Source organism: Bacillus canaveralius (assembly GCF_002860125.1).
In the GTDB taxonomy this organism is placed as follows: Bacteria; Bacillota; Bacilli; order Bacillales; family Cytobacillaceae; genus Bacillus_BJ; species Bacillus_BJ canaveralius.
In genome coordinates, this window is record NZ_PGVA01000014.1 from 49743 (window position 1) to 68210 (window position 18468).

Annotated in this window: 20 protein-coding genes and 1 pseudogene; 17 read left to right on the forward strand and 4 right to left on the reverse strand. The window is 42.3% G+C overall.

Annotated elements, in window-relative coordinates; genetic code table 11:
• Nucleotides 1-139: 139 nt before the first annotated feature.
• The gene (gene pyc, locus CU635_RS07145) at nt 140-3580 is read left to right on the forward strand and encodes a pyruvate carboxylase (RefSeq protein ID WP_101576482.1); all 3441 of its coding nucleotides are present in this window, start codon (nt 140-142) and stop codon (nt 3578-3580) included.
• A gap of 52 nt (nt 3581-3632) precedes the next feature.
• Here the strand turns inward: pyc and CU635_RS07150 are convergent, their stop codons facing one another.
• On the reverse strand, nt 3633-4595 hold the full coding sequence (locus CU635_RS07150; protein ID WP_101576483.1) for a COX15/CtaA family protein: 963 nt from the start codon (nt 4593-4595) through the stop codon (nt 3633-3635).
• A 520-nt stretch (nt 4596-5115) separates the two neighbouring features.
• Between CU635_RS07150 and cyoE the strand changes: the two genes are divergently transcribed.
• The 10 genes and pseudogenes from cyoE (at nt 5116) to CU635_RS24195 (ending at nt 13447) form a co-directional block, all read left to right on the forward strand.
• Complete coding sequence (gene cyoE / locus CU635_RS07155; protein WP_101576484.1) at nt 5116-6054, forward strand: heme o synthase; 939 nt, start codon at nt 5116-5118, stop codon at nt 6052-6054.
• A 111-nt stretch (nt 6055-6165) separates the two neighbouring features.
• Nucleotides 6166-7236 (forward strand): cytochrome c oxidase subunit II, encoded by a 1071-nt coding sequence (gene coxB / locus CU635_RS07160; RefSeq protein WP_101576485.1) that lies wholly within the window; start codon nt 6166-6168, stop codon nt 7234-7236.
• A 30-nt stretch (nt 7237-7266) separates the two neighbouring features.
• The gene (gene ctaD / locus CU635_RS07165; RefSeq protein ID WP_101576486.1) at nt 7267-9141 is read left to right on the forward strand and encodes a cytochrome c oxidase subunit I; all 1875 of its coding nucleotides are present in this window, start codon (nt 7267-7269) and stop codon (nt 9139-9141) included.
• Nucleotides 9141-9770: a cytochrome (ubi)quinol oxidase subunit III gene (locus tag CU635_RS07170; protein WP_101576487.1), complete on the forward strand. Its 630-nt coding sequence runs from the start codon at nt 9141-9143 to the stop codon at nt 9768-9770. The genes ctaD and CU635_RS07170 overlap by 1 nt, the downstream gene beginning before the upstream one ends.
• A 4-nt stretch (nt 9771-9774) precedes the next feature.
• A complete protein-coding gene (gene ctaF, locus CU635_RS07175; protein ID WP_101576488.1) occupies nt 9775-10110 on the forward strand; it encodes a cytochrome c oxidase subunit IVB in 336 nt (111 codons plus the stop codon).
• A gap of 140 nt (nt 10111-10250) precedes the next feature.
• The gene (ctaG, locus tag CU635_RS07180) at nt 10251-11156 is read left to right on the forward strand and encodes a cytochrome c oxidase assembly factor CtaG (protein ID WP_101576489.1); all 906 of its coding nucleotides are present in this window, start codon (nt 10251-10253) and stop codon (nt 11154-11156) included.
• Nucleotides 11157-11368: 212 nt separating this feature from the next.
• Nucleotides 11369-11509 carry a hypothetical protein gene (locus CU635_RS23260; protein WP_180955517.1) on the forward strand — a complete coding sequence of 47 codons (141 nt, stop codon included), beginning with the start codon at nt 11369-11371 and terminating at the stop codon, nt 11507-11509.
• 176 nt (nt 11510-11685) lie between these two features.
• Entirely contained in the window at nt 11686-12150 is a 465-nt protein-coding gene (locus tag CU635_RS07185; RefSeq protein ID WP_101576490.1) for a DUF420 domain-containing protein, read from the forward strand.
• 179 nt (nt 12151-12329) lie between these two features.
• Nucleotides 12330-12592 (forward strand): annotated as a pseudogene (locus CU635_RS24190) (GNAT family N-acetyltransferase); the annotation flags it as partial.
• 207 nt (nt 12593-12799) lie between these two features.
• Nucleotides 12800-13447 carry a GNAT family N-acetyltransferase gene (locus CU635_RS24195; protein WP_342751449.1) on the forward strand — a complete coding sequence of 216 codons (648 nt, stop codon included), beginning with the start codon at nt 12800-12802 and terminating at the stop codon, nt 13445-13447.
• Nucleotides 13448-13539: 92 nt separating this feature from the next.
• Here the strand turns inward: CU635_RS24195 and CU635_RS07195 are convergent, their stop codons facing one another.
• On the reverse strand, nt 13540-13893 hold the full coding sequence (locus CU635_RS07195; RefSeq protein WP_101576491.1) for a YugN family protein: 354 nt from the start codon (nt 13891-13893) through the stop codon (nt 13540-13542).
• Nucleotides 13894-14249: 356 nt separating this feature from the next.
• On the opposite strand from CU635_RS07195, the gene CU635_RS07200 reads away from it, so the two are divergent.
• From CU635_RS07200 to CU635_RS07225, 6 genes are all read left to right on the forward strand, one after another.
• A complete protein-coding gene (locus CU635_RS07200) occupies nt 14250-14678 on the forward strand; it encodes a CBS domain-containing protein (RefSeq protein ID WP_101576492.1) in 429 nt (142 codons plus the stop codon).
• Between the two features lie 152 nt (nt 14679-14830).
• The gene (locus CU635_RS07205; RefSeq protein ID WP_101576493.1) at nt 14831-15895 is read left to right on the forward strand and encodes a CAP domain-containing protein; all 1065 of its coding nucleotides are present in this window, start codon (nt 14831-14833) and stop codon (nt 15893-15895) included.
• Between the two features lie 125 nt (nt 15896-16020).
• Complete coding sequence (locus CU635_RS07210; protein ID WP_101576494.1) at nt 16021-16422, forward strand: YlbD family protein; 402 nt, start codon at nt 16021-16023, stop codon at nt 16420-16422.
• Between the two features lie 13 nt (nt 16423-16435).
• On the forward strand, nt 16436-16675 hold the full coding sequence (locus CU635_RS07215) for a YlbE-like family protein (protein WP_101576495.1): 240 nt from the start codon (nt 16436-16438) through the stop codon (nt 16673-16675).
• Nucleotides 16676-16790: 115 nt separating this feature from the next.
• Nucleotides 16791-17228: a hypothetical protein gene (locus CU635_RS07220; protein WP_101576496.1), complete on the forward strand. Its 438-nt coding sequence runs from the start codon at nt 16791-16793 to the stop codon at nt 17226-17228.
• A gap of 59 nt (nt 17229-17287) precedes the next feature.
• Entirely contained in the window at nt 17288-17734 is a 447-nt protein-coding gene (locus CU635_RS07225) for a YlbF/YmcA family competence regulator (RefSeq protein WP_101576497.1), read from the forward strand.
• Between the two features lie 103 nt (nt 17735-17837).
• On the opposite strand, the gene CU635_RS23265 is transcribed toward CU635_RS07225, so the two are convergent.
• Nucleotides 17838-17987 (reverse strand): Rossmann-fold NAD(P)-binding domain-containing protein, encoded by a 150-nt coding sequence (locus CU635_RS23265; RefSeq protein WP_180956540.1) that lies wholly within the window; start codon nt 17985-17987, stop codon nt 17838-17840.
• Nucleotides 17988-18052: 65 nt separating this feature from the next.
• Entirely contained in the window at nt 18053-18388 is a 336-nt protein-coding gene (locus CU635_RS07235) for a hypothetical protein (protein ID WP_101576499.1), read from the reverse strand.
• Between the last annotated feature and the right edge of the window lie 80 nt (nt 18389-18468).

Sequence of the window (18468 nt, forward strand, 5' to 3'; positions counted from 1 at the left end):
ACAGAATCAGTTGTAACAGTCTTTTTTGCCAGACAAAGGGATTTAGCAATAGCCATATGCTCACATTGTCACTTAGCTTTGGCTTGCAGTGCGTAAGCAAACAATCCTTGTACTAATTACATAAAGATGAGGTGTCGAAATGAGCAAAGTTATCAATAAGGTGTTGGTCGCAAACAGGGGAGAGATTGCGATCCGTGTATTTAGGGCATGTACAGAACTGAATATCCGTACGGTTGCGGTTTATTCCAGGGAGGATTCGGGCTCATATCACAGGTATAAAGCAGATGAAGCTTATCTTGTCGGGGAAGGCAAAAAACCGATAGATGCCTACTTGGATATTGAAGGTATCATTGACATTGCAAAAGCAAGCGGCGTGGACGCCATCCATCCGGGATATGGGTTCCTGTCGGAAAATATCCATTTTGCAAGGCGCTGTGAAGAAGAAGGAATTATTTTTATCGGACCTGAAGCAAGGCATCTTGATATGTTCGGGGATAAGGTTAAGGCAAGAACACAGGCTCAATTGGCAAAAATTCCGGTTATCCCGGGAAGCGACGGCCCGATCCAACGGCTTGAAGAGGTTATTAAATTCGGAAAGACGCACGGATTCCCGCTCATCATTAAAGCTTCGCTCGGCGGCGGCGGTCGCGGAATGAGAATCGTCAACAGTATTGATGAAGTGAAAGAAGCGTACGAGCGTGCGAAATCGGAAGCAAAAGCTGCCTTTGGCAATGACGAGGTTTACGTAGAAAAGTTTATTGAAAAACCGAAGCATATTGAAGTTCAAATCATTGGTGACAAGCACGGCAATATCATTCATTTGTATGAGCGCGATTGTTCTGTCCAGCGCCGCCATCAAAAAGTGGTTGAGGTCGCCCCATGTGTTTCGATCACAAATGATCTGAGGGAGAAAATATGTGAAGCTGCTGTCCGGCTTATGGATAATGTCGGCTATATCAATGCGGGCACTGTTGAATTCCTGGTGGCAAATGACGAGTATTATTTTATCGAAGTAAATCCCCGTGTCCAGGTTGAACATACAATAACAGAAATGGTCACTGGTATTGATATCGTCCAAACGCAGATTCAGGTCGCAGAAGGACATGATTTGCATAGTGAGAAGATTGGCATTCCCGAACAAGCGGATATCAAAATACACGGTTACGCCATTCAATCCCGTGTGACAACGGAAGATCCGTTAAACCAATTTATGCCGGATACAGGAAAATTAATGACATATCGATCCGGTGGCGGTTTCGGTGTCCGTCTCGATGCCGGCAATGGCTTCCAGGGTGCCGTCATTACACCGTATTACGATTCATTGCTCGTCAAGCTGTCCACGCATGCGATGACATTTGATCAGGCCGCAGCAAAAATGGTCAGAAATTTGCAAGAGTTCCGAATCCGCGGGATAAAAACAAATATTCCTTTTCTTGAAAACGTCGTTAAACATGAACAGTTCCGGACCGGTCAGTATGATACATCCTTCATTGATACAACACCGGAGTTGTTTATTTTTCCAAAACGTAAAGACCGTGGAACGAAGATGCTTACCTACATTGGAAATGTAACAGTAAACGGCTTTCCCGGCATAGAAAAGAAGAAGAAGCCAATTTTTGATAAGCCGCGCATTCCAAAACTGAAATACAGCGCTGATATTCGTGAAGGAACGAAGCAGATTCTTGATCAGCAAGGGCCTGAAGGGCTCGTCAACTGGGTGAAAGATCATAAGGAAGTTCTCCTGACAGATACAACCTTCAGGGACGCGCATCAATCCTTGCTCGCAACCAGGGTCCGGACGACTGATATTAGCCATATTGCTGAATCATCCGCAAGGCTTTTGCCTGATTTATTTTCATATGAAATGTGGGGCGGAGCAACTTTTGATGTCGCCTATCGTTTCTTGAAAGAGGATCCTTGGGACAGACTGCTCAAGCTAAGGGAGAAGATTCCAAATGTTCTCTTCCAGATGCTGCTGCGCGCGTCAAATGCGGTTGGTTATAAAAATTACCCGGATAATGTGATCCGCGAATTCGTTGAGAAATCTGCCTACGCCGGAATTGACGTATTTCGGATTTTTGATAGCCTGAATTGGGTGAAGGGTATGGAAGTTGCCATTGACGCAGTAAGACAGTCTGAAAAAATAGCCGAAGCGGCAATTTGCTATACAGGTGACATTAACGATCCAACTCGTCGAAAATACGATCTCGACTACTATAAGAATCTTGCTAAAGAACTGGAAATGCAAGGGGCCCACATCCTTGGCATAAAGGATATGGCCGGGCTGTTAAAACCGGAGGCGGCTTATCGTCTGATCTCTGAATTAAAGGAAACAGTTGACATTCCAATTCACCTCCATACGCATGATACAAGCGGCAACGGGATTTATATGTACGCAAAAGCAATTGAAGCAGGTGTGGATATTGTTGATGTTGCCTTGAGCACGATGGCCGGGCTGACTTCGCAGCCAAGCGCCAATTCATTGTTCTATGCATTGGAAGGCACTGAGAGACAGCCGAAGGTGGACAACCGTGCCCTTGAACAACTCTCGTATTACTGGGAAGATATCCGCAAATATTACCATGACTTTGAAAGCGGCATGATGTCGCCTCACACTGAAGTGTATGAGCACGAGATGCCAGGCGGCCAATACAGTAATCTGCAACAACAAGCAAAAGCGGTCGGGCTCGGTGATAAATGGGAGCATGTAAAAAGTATGTATGCCCGCGTTAACGAAATGTTTGGAGATATCGTCAAGGTTACACCATCCTCAAAGGTTGTTGGTGATATGGCCCTATATATGGTTCAGAATGAGCTTACCGAGGAGGACGTGTTAAGCCGGGGCGACTCGCTTGATTTTCCTGATTCAGTTGTTGAATTATTCGAAGGATATCTTGGCCAGCCGCACGGTGGTTTCCCTGAAGAATTACAAAAGGTGATTTTAAAAGGCAGGGAACCGATAACGGTCAGGCCGGGAGAACTGCTCGAAGATGTTGACTTCGGCGCTCTTAAGGAAGTAATGTTTAAAGAAATGGGGAGACAAGTCACCAGCTTTGATGCTATCGCCTATGCTTTATATCCAAAGGTGTTTATGGAGTATTTCAATACTGTTGAACAATTTGGAGATATATCGGTTCTCGATACGCCAACATTCCTGTATGGTATGCGTCTTGGAGAAGAGATTGAAGTTGAGATCGAAACCGGTAAGACGCTAATCGTCAAACTGGTGTCGATAGGAGAGGCTCAGGCAGATGGTACAAGAGTGATCTATTTCGAGTTGAATGGCCAGCCGCGCGAAATCGTCATCAAGGACGAAAGTGTAAAATCGAAGGTTGCATCAAAAATAAAAGCGGATCCGAAAAATGACACTCATATTGCCGCCTCTATGCCGGGTACAGTCATCAAAGTGCTAGTCGAAAAGGGTGAGAAGGTAAACCGGGGCGATCATCTTATGATTACGGAAGCGATGAAAATGGAAACAACCGTTCAAGCGCCGTTTTCAGGAGTTGTCAAAGATATTTATGTGATAAATGGAGAAGCAATCCAAACCGGCGATTTGCTGATTGAATTGTCCAAATGAAAAAAACGATCGCGATGCAAATAGCATCGCGATCGTTTTTTTTATAAAAATCTCAGGCATGATTGACAGTGGATTGGTTGTTGCTATCATCTTTTGCTTGTTCAAGAGCCGCAGCGTTTTTACTGCTTCGTGAAGTTAACAGGATCAAATAGCTTAGCACTCCAAACAGGCATGTAATAAAGAAAGCATGGGACAAAGCGAGATATAAATTCAAGCGGGTAATCACAACAAGTGCCCCGGCGATAACCTGCAAAGAAACAAGTATAAATGAAATAATCCATCCCCAATAAATGACCTTTTGATGCCGATACTGATTAATAGCCAGGTAGGTGATGTAGCCAATCCAGATAAAGATTAATCCGGCTGCCGCACGATGGCCCATTTGAATCCATTCGTGCATATTACCCGGCAAACTTGGGTCAGAATTAACGCAAAGCGGCCAGTCTTTACACACTAAACTTGCATTTACGTGGCGGACGAGCGCACCGGTGTAAACGACAAGATAGCTGTATAGGGAAACACCGATGATGTGAAATTTCATTTTCTTATCGAGAATCACTTTTTCCGCTTCGAACTTTTTGTCAACTTCAAAAATGAGCAGCGTTAGCAAAAATACGGCCGCAAAGGAAATAAGTGAAATTCCAAAATGAAGCGCAAGTACGAAATCAGATTGTCCCCACAGCACTGCTGCAGCGCCGATCAGCCCCTGAAGCACCAAAAAAAAGAATGAAAGGACGGAAAGAAATTTCGTCTCTCTAACATGTCCGATCGAACGCCATGACCAGACTGACAATATTAACACCATGAACCCGACAGCACCTGATACAACCCGGTGGGCTAATTCAATAATTAATTCGGGACTGATATTCCTTGGGATTAGTTCGCCGTGGCAGAGCGGCCAGGAATTGCCGCAGCCCATGCCCGAGTCCGTTTTTGTCACAAGAGCTCCACCCAACAGGATAAACAACATTCCAATTGTAGTAAGGACCGCAAACCATTTTAAAAATCGATCCAACTGATCCACCTTCTTAATAGTAAAGTTCGATAATTTGTCACCGATAATAATGGAAGTGTATAATAAGAACGAATTTATATGAAGATATCGATCTTCCACTGCACTTTAAAGATACTACACAATAATAGGGATTTTTACAATAGATAGATGCCTGAAGCTTGTTCTCTCTTGATTTAGTTGAACCCTGGAAGCATCCGAGCTCTGCTATCCTGCTTTTACATCGATAATTATTATCCTAGAAAAACAACAAAATATAACTTTTTGTCACTTCGCGACACAATTTGGTCAAAAATAATTCGAAAAATATTCACAAAAAAGTGCTGAAATGTGATTTAATATACAGTGAGTATGGAATGTTTTTCTACACAAATACTTATCCTTATTTCTATAATAATAATAGTGAAAAACTACTTTTTCTAATTTTTTATACATTTTAATTGCGAGTATAGCGGAAAACGAACTATGCTTACAGGTGTTTTTTACGGTTCTGGTTGGTGATTTGGATAAAGGAGGAAAAATTATGGCTAATACGAAGGCTTTAGCTGAGGCAGCTATTGACAGCAGTGAACGAAGCCTTAATGCGAAAGTATCGGCAGCAAACGCTTGGAGTGATTTTCTTGCTCTGATAAAAATCGGCATTGTTAATTCTAATTTGATTACAACTTTTACAGGCCTGTGGCTTGCGCTGCATTTCACTGATAAAGGTTTTTTCAATAATCTTGATCTTGTGTTTCTTACTCTTGCTGGTTCTTCATTAATTATTGCCGGTTCATGCAGCATTAACAACTACATTGACCGGGATATAGACCATTTGATGGAGAGAACGAAAGAAAGACCTACGGTTACAGGACGGGTGAACCCCTCCAAAGTAGTCGCGATGGGAATCATCTTAATTGGATTGGGAACGCTGTGTTTACTACTGACGACTCCGACTGCTGCTTTGATTGGCTTAATAGGAGTATTCAGTTATGTGTTCCTCTATACGATGTGGTCTAAACGGAAATATGTATCAAACACGATCGTCGGCAGTGTTTCAGGAGCTGTGCCGCCATTAATTGGCTGGGCGGCTATTGATGGAAGCCTTGATCCGATCGCTTGGGCATTATTTCTAATCATGTTTGTATGGCAGCCTCCGCATTTTTATGCACTGGCGATGAGAAGGGTCGAGGAGTACAGGGCAGCGGGCATACCGATGCTCCCTGTTGTAAAGGGCTACAGCACGACGAAAAAGCATATTATCGTGTGGGTAGCAGCTTTGCTTCCGCTTCCCCTATTGCTTACCTCTTTAGGAATTCCATTTCTTATTCTTGCAACTGTCTTGAACATAGGGTGGTTTATCTTAGGGATTTATGGATATAAGCTAAAGGATGATATTAAATGGGCTAAACTTATGTTTATATATTCCCTACAATATTTGACTATTATGTTTGTAGCTATGGTAATTGTCACACTTATTTAATTTATTTTTGTTAGGAGATTCTGTCTTTACGAGATTTAGAGAGAATTTTTCCATATTTTTTTGACCAGTTTTTCAAAAAAATATATTACGAAAGAGGGGTTTTATTAAGCTATGAAAAGGCTTGCGAAATGGCGTATATTTTCTTTATTTGCAGGATTGACGCTTATTCTTTCCGGCTGTGGCAAACCATTTTTATCAGCATTGCAGCCTGCAGGTGAAGTTGCTCAGACACAATATGATTTAATGCTATTGAGCACAGCAATTATGGTCGGTGTTATTCTTGCCGTAACTGTTATCTTTATTCTTGTCATGGTGCGTTTCCGCAGAAAAGATGAGAAGATACCACAACAGGTTGAGGGAAATCACAAACTGGAAATTATTTGGACTGTTATTCCTATTCTTCTGCTATTGGTACTGGCCGTGCCAACAGTATCCGCTACTTTTAAGTTGGCAGATGTTTCTCCTGCTGAGAAAAAGAATGAAGAAGGGAAGACGGACGCACTTGTCATTAATGTGCGCGCTAACCTTTACTGGTGGGAGTTTGAATACCCAAACCAGGAGATTGTTACAAGCCAGGATTTGGTAGTGCCGACTGGTCAAAAAGTCTACTTTAATCTAAAAGCATCCGATGTTAAGCACTCCTTTTGGATTCCTGCTGTCGGCGGGAAAATCGATACGAACACAGAAAACGTAAACAAGTTCTGGCTCGAATTTGATGAAAAAGCTGCTGACGAAGCCGGAAATTTATTTTACGGAAAATGTGCTGAGCTTTGCGGACCTTCACATGCATTGATGGACTTTAAAGTGAAAGCTGTTTCCAAAGAAGAATTTAAGAGATGGGCAAGTGATATGAAAGCTGTTGAAGAACCGGTCCAGGCTGAAACTGCTTCAGCACAACAGGGCCAGGAAATCTTTAATGAAAGCTGTATCGGCTGCCATGCTGTAACACCAACAAACACAGCACCTGAAGCGGCGCGCATCGGACCAAATTTAACGAACTTTGGCGATCGTTCCCGCATAGCCGGAATTCTTGACCATAATGAAGAAGACCTTAAGAACTGGCTGAGAGATCCTGAAGAATATAAGCCTGGAAATAAAATGACCGGGAAATATAAAGAATTAAATGAGGAAGAGCTGGATGCTGTAGCTGAATATTTGATGGGCTTAAAGGTTCAGGAATAAAAGGGGATTTTTTAAAGGGGAGGTAAAACTGTGAGTACTTATGCTCAAAAAAGAGGGTTTGGTGCAACCTTATGGGATTACATAACAACCGTTGACCATAAGAAAATCGCCATCCTTTATCTAATTGCCGGCGGGTTTTTCTTTATTGTCGGCGGCTTAGAAGCAATGTTTATCCGCATTCAGCTTGCAATACCGAATAATGATTTTGTAAGTGCGGGACTATATAACGAAATTCTTACCATGCACGGTACGACGATGATCTTTCTGGCAGCGATGCCGTTGGTCTTCGCCTTCATGAACGCCATTATGCCGTTGCAAATCGGGGCGCGCGATGTCGCATTCCCATTTTTAAATTCATTGGGTTTCTGGCTGTTTTTCTTTGGAGGCGTATTTCTAAACCTTTCATGGTTTTTAGGCGGCGCTCCCGATGCAGGCTGGACTTCCTATGCATCGCTGTCGCTTGCTTCAGAGGGACACGGCATTGATTTTTATGCGCTTGGTCTGCAGATTTCCGGGATCGGAACGTTGATCGGTGGTATTAACTTTCTTGTCACGATCATCAATATGCGTGCACCTGGGATGACTTACATGCGCATGCCTTTGTTTACATGGTCTACATTTGTTGTTTCTGCACTAATATTATTCGCATTCCCGCCGCTTACGGTTGGTTTGTTCCTATTAACGTTTGACCGCATGTTTGGCGCGAACTTCTTCGATCCGGCAGCGGGCGGTAACACGATTATCTGGGAGCATCTGTTCTGGATCTTCGGTCACCCGGAAGTATATATTCTTATTCTTCCTGCATTCGGTATCTTTTCTGAGATTTTCGCAACCTTTTCGAGAAAGCGACTATTCGGTTATTCATCGATGGTGTTTGCAACCGTACTTATTGGTTTTCTTGGTTTCATGGTTTGGGCCCACCATATGTTCACAACAGGAATGGGGCCGATTGCGAACGCGATTTTTGCGGTGGCAACAATGGCGATTGCTGTTCCTACAGGGATAAAGATCTTTAACTGGCTCTTTACGATGTGGGGAGGCAGCATAAAGTTTACGACTCCGATGATGTGGGCGGTTGCGTTTATCCCATCTTTCGTAGCAGGTGGAGTCACAGGTGTAATGCTCGCATCAGCGGCACAGGATTATCAGTATCATGATACTTATTTCGTTGTTGCCCACTTCCACTATGTTATTGTCGGTGGGGTTGTCTTCGCACTATTTGCCGGTGCTCATTTTTACTGGCCAAAAATGTTTGGAACAATGTTGAATGAACTGCTTGGTAAAATCACGTTCTGGCTGTTCTTTGTCGGGTTCCATTTGACATTCTTTATCCAGCATTTCCTTGGTCTGATGGGAATGCCGCGCCGTATTTTCAAATTCCTTCCTGGTCAAGGGTTGGAAACAGGGAATATGGTTAGTACTGTCGGTGCCGTCTTGATGGCAGTAGCCGTTATCGTCTTGCTCGTTAATATCATTATGACAACGGTTAAGAATGAAAGGGTTGGCAACGACCCATGGGGAGATGGACGTACCCTCGAATGGGCGCTTCCTTCACCGCCTCCATTCTATAACTTTAAGCAGCTCCCGCTTGTCCGTGGATTGGATGCTTACTGGCTTGAAAAAATGGAAGGCAAAAAAGGTATGACTCCAGCTGAACCTGTTGGCGACATCCATATGCCGAATGGTTCATTTATTCCATTCGTGATTTCGTTAGGACTATTTATAGCTGCGTTTGGTGCTATGTATCGGGTCGATCATCCATGGGGAATTCCAGTATTAGTTCTCGGCTTGGCGATTGTGCTTGGCGCAATGTTTATTCGCTCGATTAAAGATGACCACGGCTTCCACATTCACAAGGAAGATCTTGAAGATGATGATGATGATGATAAGGAGGGAAAGGCATAATGCAAGCTGAAGAAAAATTTACACTTGAAACTTGGCCTGCTTCGCCTGAAAAAGCAACCCTCGAAGCGAAAAATAAATTTATGGGCTTTTGGCTATTCTTAGGAGGAGAGACGGTTCTCTTTGCCTCTCTCTTTGCTACTTATCTCGCATTAAAAGATAAAGTTCCAACCACAGAGCATGCACTGGCAAAAGATCTGTTCGATTTGCCGCTAGTTTTCGTTGCGACGATGCTTCTTTTAACGAGCTCATTGACAAGTGTATATGCAATGTTCCATATGAAAAACTTTAATTTTAAGAAAATGCAGATTTGGCTTGGTGTAACAGTTATCCTTGGAGCGGCTTTCCTTGGTGTTGAAATCTATGAGTTTAGTCATTATGTTCATAAGTTTCACCACACGTTTACGAGCAGCGCTTTTGGATCAGCGTTTTATACGTTGGTAGGATTCCATGGCGGTCACGTTGCATTTGGTTTGTTGTGGATCGTCACGCTGATGGTTCGCAACGCGAAAAGGGGATTAAGCCTCTACAACGCTCCGAAGTTCTATGTTGCCAGCCTTTATTGGCACTTTATCGACGTTGTTTGGGTGTTCATCTTCACAGTAGTATATTTAATGGGATTGGTGGGATAAACTGATGGCGACACAACAACCAAATTCAGGTAACCCAAGTGTGGACATTGAATATCGCCGTAAAAAAAGCGCAGAAGAAATGAGATATCAAGTCATTACTTTTTCATTAATGATTTTCTTGACACTTGTAGCCTTTGCAGCAGTAGCCTATGATGGGTTTACTGGCTGGTTTACAATACCGTTTATTCTTCTTCTCGCTGTTGTACAGGTTATTTTTCAGCTCTACTATTTCATGCATATGAGCCATAAAGGCCATGAAGCACCTTCTTTATTTCTTTTCTCGGGTGTGTTTGTAGCAGCAATAACCGTGATAACTTTTATGACTGTTATTTGGTGGTAATATTTATGAAAATCGGCTCAAGAAGCCGATTTTCTTTTTATACGATGAAAAGTATAGATGAACCTCATATAATTGCGGCTGGCGTTCATCAAGTAGTATAATGAGAATGTATTCTTCAACGATAACGGGGTGATTATACCGTGCTTTCATTAGATATCTTTGGTTTCAGGGCAATGTGGAGTCCATATTTTTTTATTGCAATTTTAGTCGTAACGGCTCTGTTTTTCTTGATTACCGTAAAATACCGCCGTCGGTTTAGCGGCAGTGAGCCTTTGCAGAAAAATCAAGCAGTTCTTTTCGCTGTGGCTGCTGCACTTCTCTATGCGATCAAAGGTTCGCCGCTTGACTTGATGGGGCATCTTGCTTTTTATGCCCATATGACCCAAATGGCCCTATTGTATTTGGTTATACCGCCATTGTTTATCGTCGCGATCCCCGAGTGGATGTGGCGAAAGGTTCTCGGCATCAAGAGCATTGGCACTCTGTTTCGCTTACTGACAAAGCCTATCTTTGCGCTGATTCTATTTAACGGATTATTTTCGTTTTATCATATCCCGCTGATTTTTGATGTTATCAAGACAGACATGCTGCTGCACGCTGCTTACACAACGTTGCTGTTTGTTGTGGCAATCATCATGTGGTGGCCACTGATCAATCAGCTGGATGAATACCAGACGATGGGCGGGTTGAAAAAAGTCGGCTACATTTTTGCCAATGGGATTTTGCTGACCCCGGCATGTGCGCTGATTATTTTTGCAGATGCACCGATGTATGACACGTTTTCTGACCCGCGCGCATGGGCAGACGCACTGGCTCTTTGTGTGCCGGCTTCAACGTTGTCCGGACTCAATTTGAGCGGGCCGGAAATGTTTAGTTCAATGTCCCTTTTAAATGATCAGCAGACTGGCGGTGTGATCATGAAAATCATTCAGGAAATTGTATACGGAGTTGTTCTTGGCAAAGTATTTTTTAGCTGGTACAAAAAAGAACAGGAAGCGGATCAGGTCGACATGAATCCATCGTTAAATCCGCAAACGATAGAATGAACAAAGCACCCAATTTGGGTGCTTTGCTTATTTTTAGATATTTGAATGATTTTCATAAAGCAATTTTTAAGTGAGAAACGACAGATACTTAGGGTCTGCTGAATAATCAGTAATCCCAGTAATGACAAGGGTTTTGGTTCCCTTTTGTCGAATATAAGTGTAAGGATTTACTTGAAATTCTACAAAAACCCTTGCACTTGGAGGTCGACACTGTGTATAAAGAAACCCAAAACCAATTGACTTTTTCCGATGACTTCTTCCTTCCTTTCGGCGGGAGGTTAAATAAAGAAAACCGCTGGGTCCTCCTTGCCGACATGATGCCATGGTGGAGGGCGGAAGAGAAATATGCCTGATCAGATTAATAGTTCAGGCTTTTTTGATGCGGGTGTTTTTAACTATGTCTATGTTTTTTATCATATATTTGACGCCAAATCGCAATATTTTATGAACAATTATAGTGATTGTTGAAAAATAGTCTTTCTTGACATAAAATGATTCTATGTGCAAAAGAATGGAGAGGTAATCAATTATGCAATCAATTCCGATACTTCCAACGATCAGCACGACGTTTATCGTGCTCAGTGCCATTACGGTGGCGATCGGCTGGTACCTAATAAAACAGCGAAAAATTGAAGCTCATAAAAAAACGATGTTTGTCGCAGCGATTTTTGCGATTATTTTCTTTGTCATATATGCGAGCCGGACAATCTTCATAGGAAATACATCGTTTGGCGGCCCGGATGATATTAAAATATACTATACAGTTTTCCTTGTCTTTCATATTTTCCTGGCCACGACTGGCGCCGTTTTCGGGATTGTGACGCTCTTGACAGGCTATAAAAATAAATTGGCGCGCCATCGAAAACTCGGCCCAATCACCAGTATTATTTGGTTTTTCACCGCGACGACGGGTCTAGCTGTGTATCTGCTGTTATACATTTTTTACAGTGGCGGAGAAACAACATCCGTTATAAAAGCTATTTTAGGATTTTAATAAGCCGGAAAAAAGTGCTGCAAAGTATGCAGTGCTTTTTGTATGAAAAAAATCCTTTTAAAGGAATTTTCTTTTTTTGCTAGAATTTTAAAAGATGTAGTCAAAAACGGATTAGGGGAGGAAATATGGAGATTAGAAAAATGACTGAACAAGATCTCACATATTCTTTAAAACTATCAATGTATGCTTTTCAGTACGAGTTGCCGGACAGCGATATTCCTGCTCGGATTGACAAAATTAAGCATCATGACGTGTTTGGAATTTGGGATGGCACGCAGCTGACCGCGAAGTTGAATATTATCCCTTTCAAAGTAATCATTCAGAACAGGAGTGGAGCATGGGTGGAATTGCAGGCGTGGCGACCTATCCGGAATATCGGAGAAGAGGCTATGTGAAGGCATTAATCGTTCATGCATTACAACAAATGCGCGAGCAAAATCAAATCATCTCATTTTTGCATCCTTTCGATATTGCATTTTACCGGAAGTTCGGCTGGGAGATTTTAACCGAGCGGAAGAAGGTTATGATCGAGAAAAAGGATTTACATATGGCCGGAGCCATAAGCGGATCGATTATGAGGTTTAAAAAGGATACCCATCACAAAGATATAGAAAACGTCTATGCAGAGTATGCGAAGCAATATTCGGGGATGCTTTCGCGAACGAAGGAATGGTGGCTGGACAACGTTTATCGCGATTCATCAGCAGCCGTTTTTTACGACAACGAGCATGTGCCGAAAGGATACATATTGTATAGTGTTAAAAATAATATTCTCAATGTACAGGAAATGGCTGCTCTTGATTACGAAGCGCGGGTCAACCTGTGGAATTTCATTTGCCAGCATGATTCAATGGTTGACAGCGTAAACATTGTGTTGCCAGTAAACGACCCTTTTCCTTACTATTTAAAACAACCCAATGTAAAAACAGAGGTTTTTCCTTACTTTATGGCACGGGTTGTTGATGCAGAAAAGTGTCTGGAAAGCTTTGCATTTCTGCAAACGAGTGAAAATGTTTTTCTGCATGTTTCCGATGAGTATGCAGATTGGAACAATGGATCATATCTGATTTCCGAAGCTGGTGTAACGGCTTATAAAGAGAAGCAGGGAAGCCATTGTGCCCATCCTCCTAAACGGGGCATCACCATGAATATAAACGCATTGTCTGCCATCCTAACAGGCTTTCAAAGGCCAAAAGAACTTTTCCAGCTCGGGCATTTAACAGGCAGCGAAAAAGAAATAGACGAGCTTGAAAAGAAAATACCTGTCCAGACGACGTTTATCTATGACTTTTTTTAGATTAAAAAGCTCAGCTTGAATGAACGGTTCTGCTTTTAGAAGCGCAGATCGGAAGGCTCTTAAACTACAAAAAAAAGGCGCATTTTGCGCCTTTAAAATTTCTCAATAATTGCTTTTAGCTCAGCAAGCAGTTTTTCACATTGGTTGACAAGCGGCATCGGAAAAAATTCATCTTCTCCATATTCCACGCCATGTGGATAGTAGTGTTTGCCAAGCACAGGTGTCATCAATTGAATTGTTGCATTGTGGGCCCCTACATCACCTTCTACCGCATAACCAAACACGCGCAGGTAGTAAATACCTTCTTTCAGCTCAAACTTGCGGTCGTATGTAACACGTTCATAATCCCATTGTTCTTCCCTTACAAGTCCATGATCAAGCATAACCTCATCGAGACGATTTAAATCTGCTTTTAATTCTTCAAAACCGGTATTTTCAAATTTCATCCTATGTCCCTCCTAAAAACAATCCGCATAACACAATCAATTAAGGCGAATTTATCTCAATTCAATAATAGTAGAAAAGTAAAAAAGTTGCAATAATAACGTTGGACTCGTTTTCACCCCTAAAACGCACGTTGAAAACTATTTTGAAAAAAAACCCTCAACATATTGCGAATAAATATCCTGCTGTTGGAAACCCTACAAGTATAAGCAGCAGCATAAAGAAATTTGGAACGCAGCCATAAACCGGTTAGAAAACATTTTTTGATAATAAGATTATTTCTCCTCATTTACTGTGGAAAAATAGGCTGGACGATTAATAATGGCTGGACAAACTTCAGGATTATAAAGGAGGACATATGGAACAGGTTCGCGGGATTATGACTGAGGATGTAGAAACATGCTCCTTGCTTGATAATGTATTTGAAGTCGCTGTAAAGATGAAAGAATTGGATGTCGGGGCCATTCCAATTGTCGATAATGATAAACTTGTCGGCATGATTACAGACCGGGATATTGTTGTTCGCGGTGTTGCTGAAAAATATCCTGGATCATCGAAGGTGGAAGCGATTATGAGCAAACACCTAATCACGGTCAGTCCGGATACCTCGACTAAAGAAGCTGCTGAATTGATGGCACAACACCAAATTCGCAGATTGCCTGTTGTTGAAAATGGCAAGCTGGCTGGTATCGTCGCGCTCGGTGATTTGGCCGTTCGTGAACTTACGGATGATCAAGCGAAAACAGCACTTTCTGAAATATCAGAGCCGGAAGAATTTCACCATTGAGAAGACATCTAAAGGTGTCTTTTCTTTTTTTTATGCGATCGACATTTTTCGGTCTAGGCGGTGTTCTATCAAAAACAAAGATATAGATGCTATAATATTTTTGAATAACATACATATAATAATAGAGAAATTGATAGAAGGGAGGTATCCCACTGAGAACTCTTATCAGGATTTTACTTATAGTATCTGCACTATTAACATTTGGATTATACCTTGGTTTAAACGGGGAGAAAGAAAAAGACATTCTTATTCATAACGATCAGCCGTTATCAAAAGAAGATTTATCTCTACCAGACACGGATGAAAATCAACAGTCCGGGGTTGAAGCCCCTAAAGACGGCCTCGCTGCTTTGATGGGGCAACATAGCCAAACTGTCCAAACCGCGCTTGGTGCACCAGATCGGCGTGACCTGTCCTTTTATGATTACGAATGGTGGATCTATCAGGATCCTGAAAACTATATACAAGTTGGCATCGAAGCGGATAAAGTTGTAACCATTTATGCCAACGGTAAGGACAGCAACGTCCAGCCATTTCATATTGGCCAGCCAATTGAGGAAATCTATACTTCTGTTTTAATAGAAATGTATGTAAATCTTGAATATGACAAAGGATCATACCAGTTTGAATTGTCCGAGACGGATATGAATACCCGTCCGCTTGTTAAAATTGGCGATTATTTTGCCCAGCTTTATATCGATAAATTTACAGGCAGCCTTTCAAGCGTCCGTTATTTGGATGAAAAGACGCTGATCACCCATAGGCCGTATGAGCTTACGTATCGCGGCCCACTGCTTGAGCCCAAGCCCCTGGACGAAACAAAAAGCGATCTGGTCGAGGCAGGCATGGAACAGCAAATATTGGATATTACAAATATTATTAGAAGCCGCCATAACGCCGGTCCTGTCACCTGGGACGAAAAAACAGCCGAGGTTGCTGTTGCCCACAGCAAGGACATGCATGACAGCGGCGATTTTTCCCACACTTCGAAAACATCGGGCGATTTATCGGACAGGCTCGATGCAGCTGATGTTTTTTATCAGCTGGCAGGTGAAAATATTGCGGCGAACTATATTGATGCACCTGAGGTTGTCGAAGGCTGGCTGAATAGTCAGGGACATCGTGAAACCTTGCTAAATCCAGATTACACTCATCTTGGCGTCGGAGTTTATGAAAGGCATTATACACAAAATTTTATTCAAAATTGGGAAAAGTAATACAATTTGGCGCGGGGACGAACTCAAGTTCATCCTCGCGCCTTTGATTTTTTATTTTTTCACCTATTTTACTAAAAAATCATATTGTATGATAGGCGAATGGATCACAATAGAGGTGAATCAAAATGGTACAGAAAAAGCTTCATCCGTCTGTAGAACAATTTAAGGATTTTGTCAAAGCGAATCCAAAAATCATTCAGGAAGTGCGAAAAGGAAACACGACGTGGAAAGAGCTTTATGAGGATTGGTATTTGTTTGGCGAGGATGATAGCAGATGGGATTCTTTTCGGGAAGGTAAGAAACCAGTTATAAAAGAATCTGGCGAAAAGAAAACCGATTGGATAGCACAAATAACAAGCGTTATTAAAAAAATGGACCAAAATCAAATGGAGGAGCATATCCAGAACATCAGCCAGGCTCTTACGGCCGTACAGGGGGTAATCTCCCAATTTCAAAGATCTCCCCAGCAGCCGGGCCCGCAACAAGCAAATCCACCAACCAGCCCTTTTATGTTTAGAAAAGACTGAGAGGAGAACAAAGGTGCGAACGGAATTAATCGAGTTTTTGAATAGCAAAAAAGATTTAAAGGAATTTGTCAGGGAGCAGCCCCAATGGTACAGGTTGTTAACAAGAAACCCATATGACGTTGACAAACTTGAGGCGGCTGCCCTTGATTATTATAAAAAAACGATTCCGCATCGGGTTGAAAAATTCTCATACGGTGTGCAAATGGCATCGATGATGATGCATATGTTCCAGGCAATGAAGTCCGGATCTTAGCAAAGGCTTTCTTTTCTGCCGGGAGAGCCTTTCTATGCCTGTTTAATGAGTGTAAGGCTATTCGGTTAAAAGATGGACATGCGGCTAATAATACAGGCATAAAGGAGTGAGGAAAGTGAAACGGAAAGCCCGCCTTGTGTTGTTGTTTGTCCTCGTTTGCCTAACAGGATGCCAGAGTGAGTTACTTGCACCGGAAACGGGAACGACAGTACGTGCCGAATCGTTGCCCGCAGTAATCAGCGAGAATTCAACTGTATTTGCGTTTAAGCAGGCAGAAAACGAAACATTTTCTGTCCAGCACCATGTAAAAGGGAATAACGTCTTTGTTGAGTGTTTTGTCACAGGTATATCATTCAGGGCTCCACATGAAACAGGAAAAGAGCAAGGGAAAATCGTCGTTTATGTAGATGGGGAAAAGAGAGAAGAAGTGACAGCGGCTGCCTTTATCATAAAAGATCTTTCTCCTGGAACCCATCGCATTAAAATGGAGCTGGTGAATCCATATAATCAACCTTACCAGCTTAAAAATGAAATTCATGTGACCATTTCTTAACAAATCATTTAGCTTTGCCTGCCGTTTCATGTTAAAATATGAGACGGAGGTGTGCCGATTTGCTTGCTACAACAGAAAGAATCATGCTTTTAGATATGGCGGATGAGCTAGCCAATATGATCATAGAATCAGAAGCTGCTGAGCATTATCGCCAGTGTTTATATAAATTAAGGAACAGCCGGGAAACGCAGCGGAAGCTCCAGGCCTTTACCAAGATGAAGGAAATGTATGAGGAAGTGCAAAGGTTTGGAAAATACCACCCTGATTATAAAATGGTGATGGGAGAGATCCGCACAGTAAAAAGGGAGCTCGATTTAGATTCGAATATATACGAATTTAAGAAGGCGGAAAACGAGCTTCAAGCATTACTTGACGCAGTGAGTGGTTTGATTGGAAAATCAGTGTCCGAAAGTGTAAAAGTGCCGACAGGCAATCCTTTCTTCGACAGCGGCTCAAGCTGTGGTGGCGGCTGTGGCTCAGGCGGGAGCTGTGGATGTTCCGCTTGATGAATCAAAGACCAAATATGAAAAAGGCATGGGGAATCCCCTGCCTTTTTCATTTGGTCTCACAACAAGTTCAGAAAATATTATGGTCTGGCTGACCACTGTGTTACAGTACCAATCGTTCTGAAAGTTCAGTTATTTTACTTGTGTTTCTGGCCACAACAGATACAGTATCACCACGGTTCAAAAAATATTCCACAGTTCCCTTAAGCATGCCTGTACCGCCAATGATCAGAATATGCTTTGTTAAAGACATAAGCAAAACCGCCTTTTGAAGTTTAATGACAACCTTAATGACTAGTTTGAAAACCCTCCGCTGCCTCAAGTCCAATACGATTGCCCCTTTAGCAGGACACAGTCAGCACACTGGTTGCCACAGCAAAACATTTTCTGCTGCGGTACAAAAAAACGGTGCCGGTAAACGAACAATTGATCGTCTGAGCGGACAAAGACCGTTTCACTGTGCAGTTGTTTTCCTTTCATCGCTGTTGCCGAGGAACGCCGAATGGCTGCATCCAACAGCCGATCAGGCGGGTTACCAATGGCGCGTAAATAGAGAAACGGTATGCCTGCCACTTTTTTATAGTAAGCTTTATTTATAAGCGGATCGGCTTGTAACAACTGAATAAAGCGGTTCCAAATATGATCCAAATTCATACTTTTGCACCTTGTTCCTTTATGACTATTTTAGAAAAAAGGCAACCGAGTTTCAAATAAAAGGAACTTTATTGATCAAA

Excerpts from the sequence above, each read along its gene's own strand:
- pyc (WP_101576482.1), top strand. The coding sequence starts at position 140 with ATGAGCAAAGTTATCAATAAGGTGTTGGTCGCAAACAGGGGAGAGATT.
- cyoE (WP_101576484.1), top strand. The coding sequence starts at position 5,116 with ATGGCTAATACGAAGGCTTTAGCTGAGGCAGCTATTGACAGCAGTGAA.
- coxB (WP_101576485.1), top strand. The coding sequence starts at position 6,166 with ATGAAAAGGCTTGCGAAATGGCGTATATTTTCTTTATTTGCAGGATTG.
- CU635_RS07170 (WP_101576487.1), top strand. The coding sequence starts at position 9,141 with ATGCAAGCTGAAGAAAAATTTACACTTGAAACTTGGCCTGCTTCGCCT.
- ctaF (WP_101576488.1), top strand. The coding sequence starts at position 9,775 with ATGGCGACACAACAACCAAATTCAGGTAACCCAAGTGTGGACATTGAA.
- CU635_RS07185 (WP_101576490.1), top strand. The coding sequence starts at position 11,686 with ATGCAATCAATTCCGATACTTCCAACGATCAGCACGACGTTTATCGTG.
- CU635_RS24195 (WP_342751449.1), top strand. The coding sequence starts at position 12,800 with ATGCTTTCGCGAACGAAGGAATGGTGGCTGGACAACGTTTATCGCGAT.
- CU635_RS07195 (WP_101576491.1), bottom strand. The coding sequence starts at position 13,893 with ATGAAATTTGAAAATACCGGTTTTGAAGAATTAAAAGCAGATTTAAAT.
- CU635_RS07200 (WP_101576492.1), top strand. The coding sequence starts at position 14,250 with ATGGAACAGGTTCGCGGGATTATGACTGAGGATGTAGAAACATGCTCC.
- CU635_RS07210 (WP_101576494.1), top strand. The coding sequence starts at position 16,021 with ATGGTACAGAAAAAGCTTCATCCGTCTGTAGAACAATTTAAGGATTTT.
- CU635_RS23265 (WP_180956540.1), bottom strand. The coding sequence starts at position 17,987 with ATGTCTTTAACAAAGCATATTCTGATCATTGGCGGTACAGGCATGCTT.
- CU635_RS07235 (WP_101576499.1), bottom strand. The coding sequence starts at position 18,388 with ATGAATTTGGATCATATTTGGAACCGCTTTATTCAGTTGTTACAAGCC.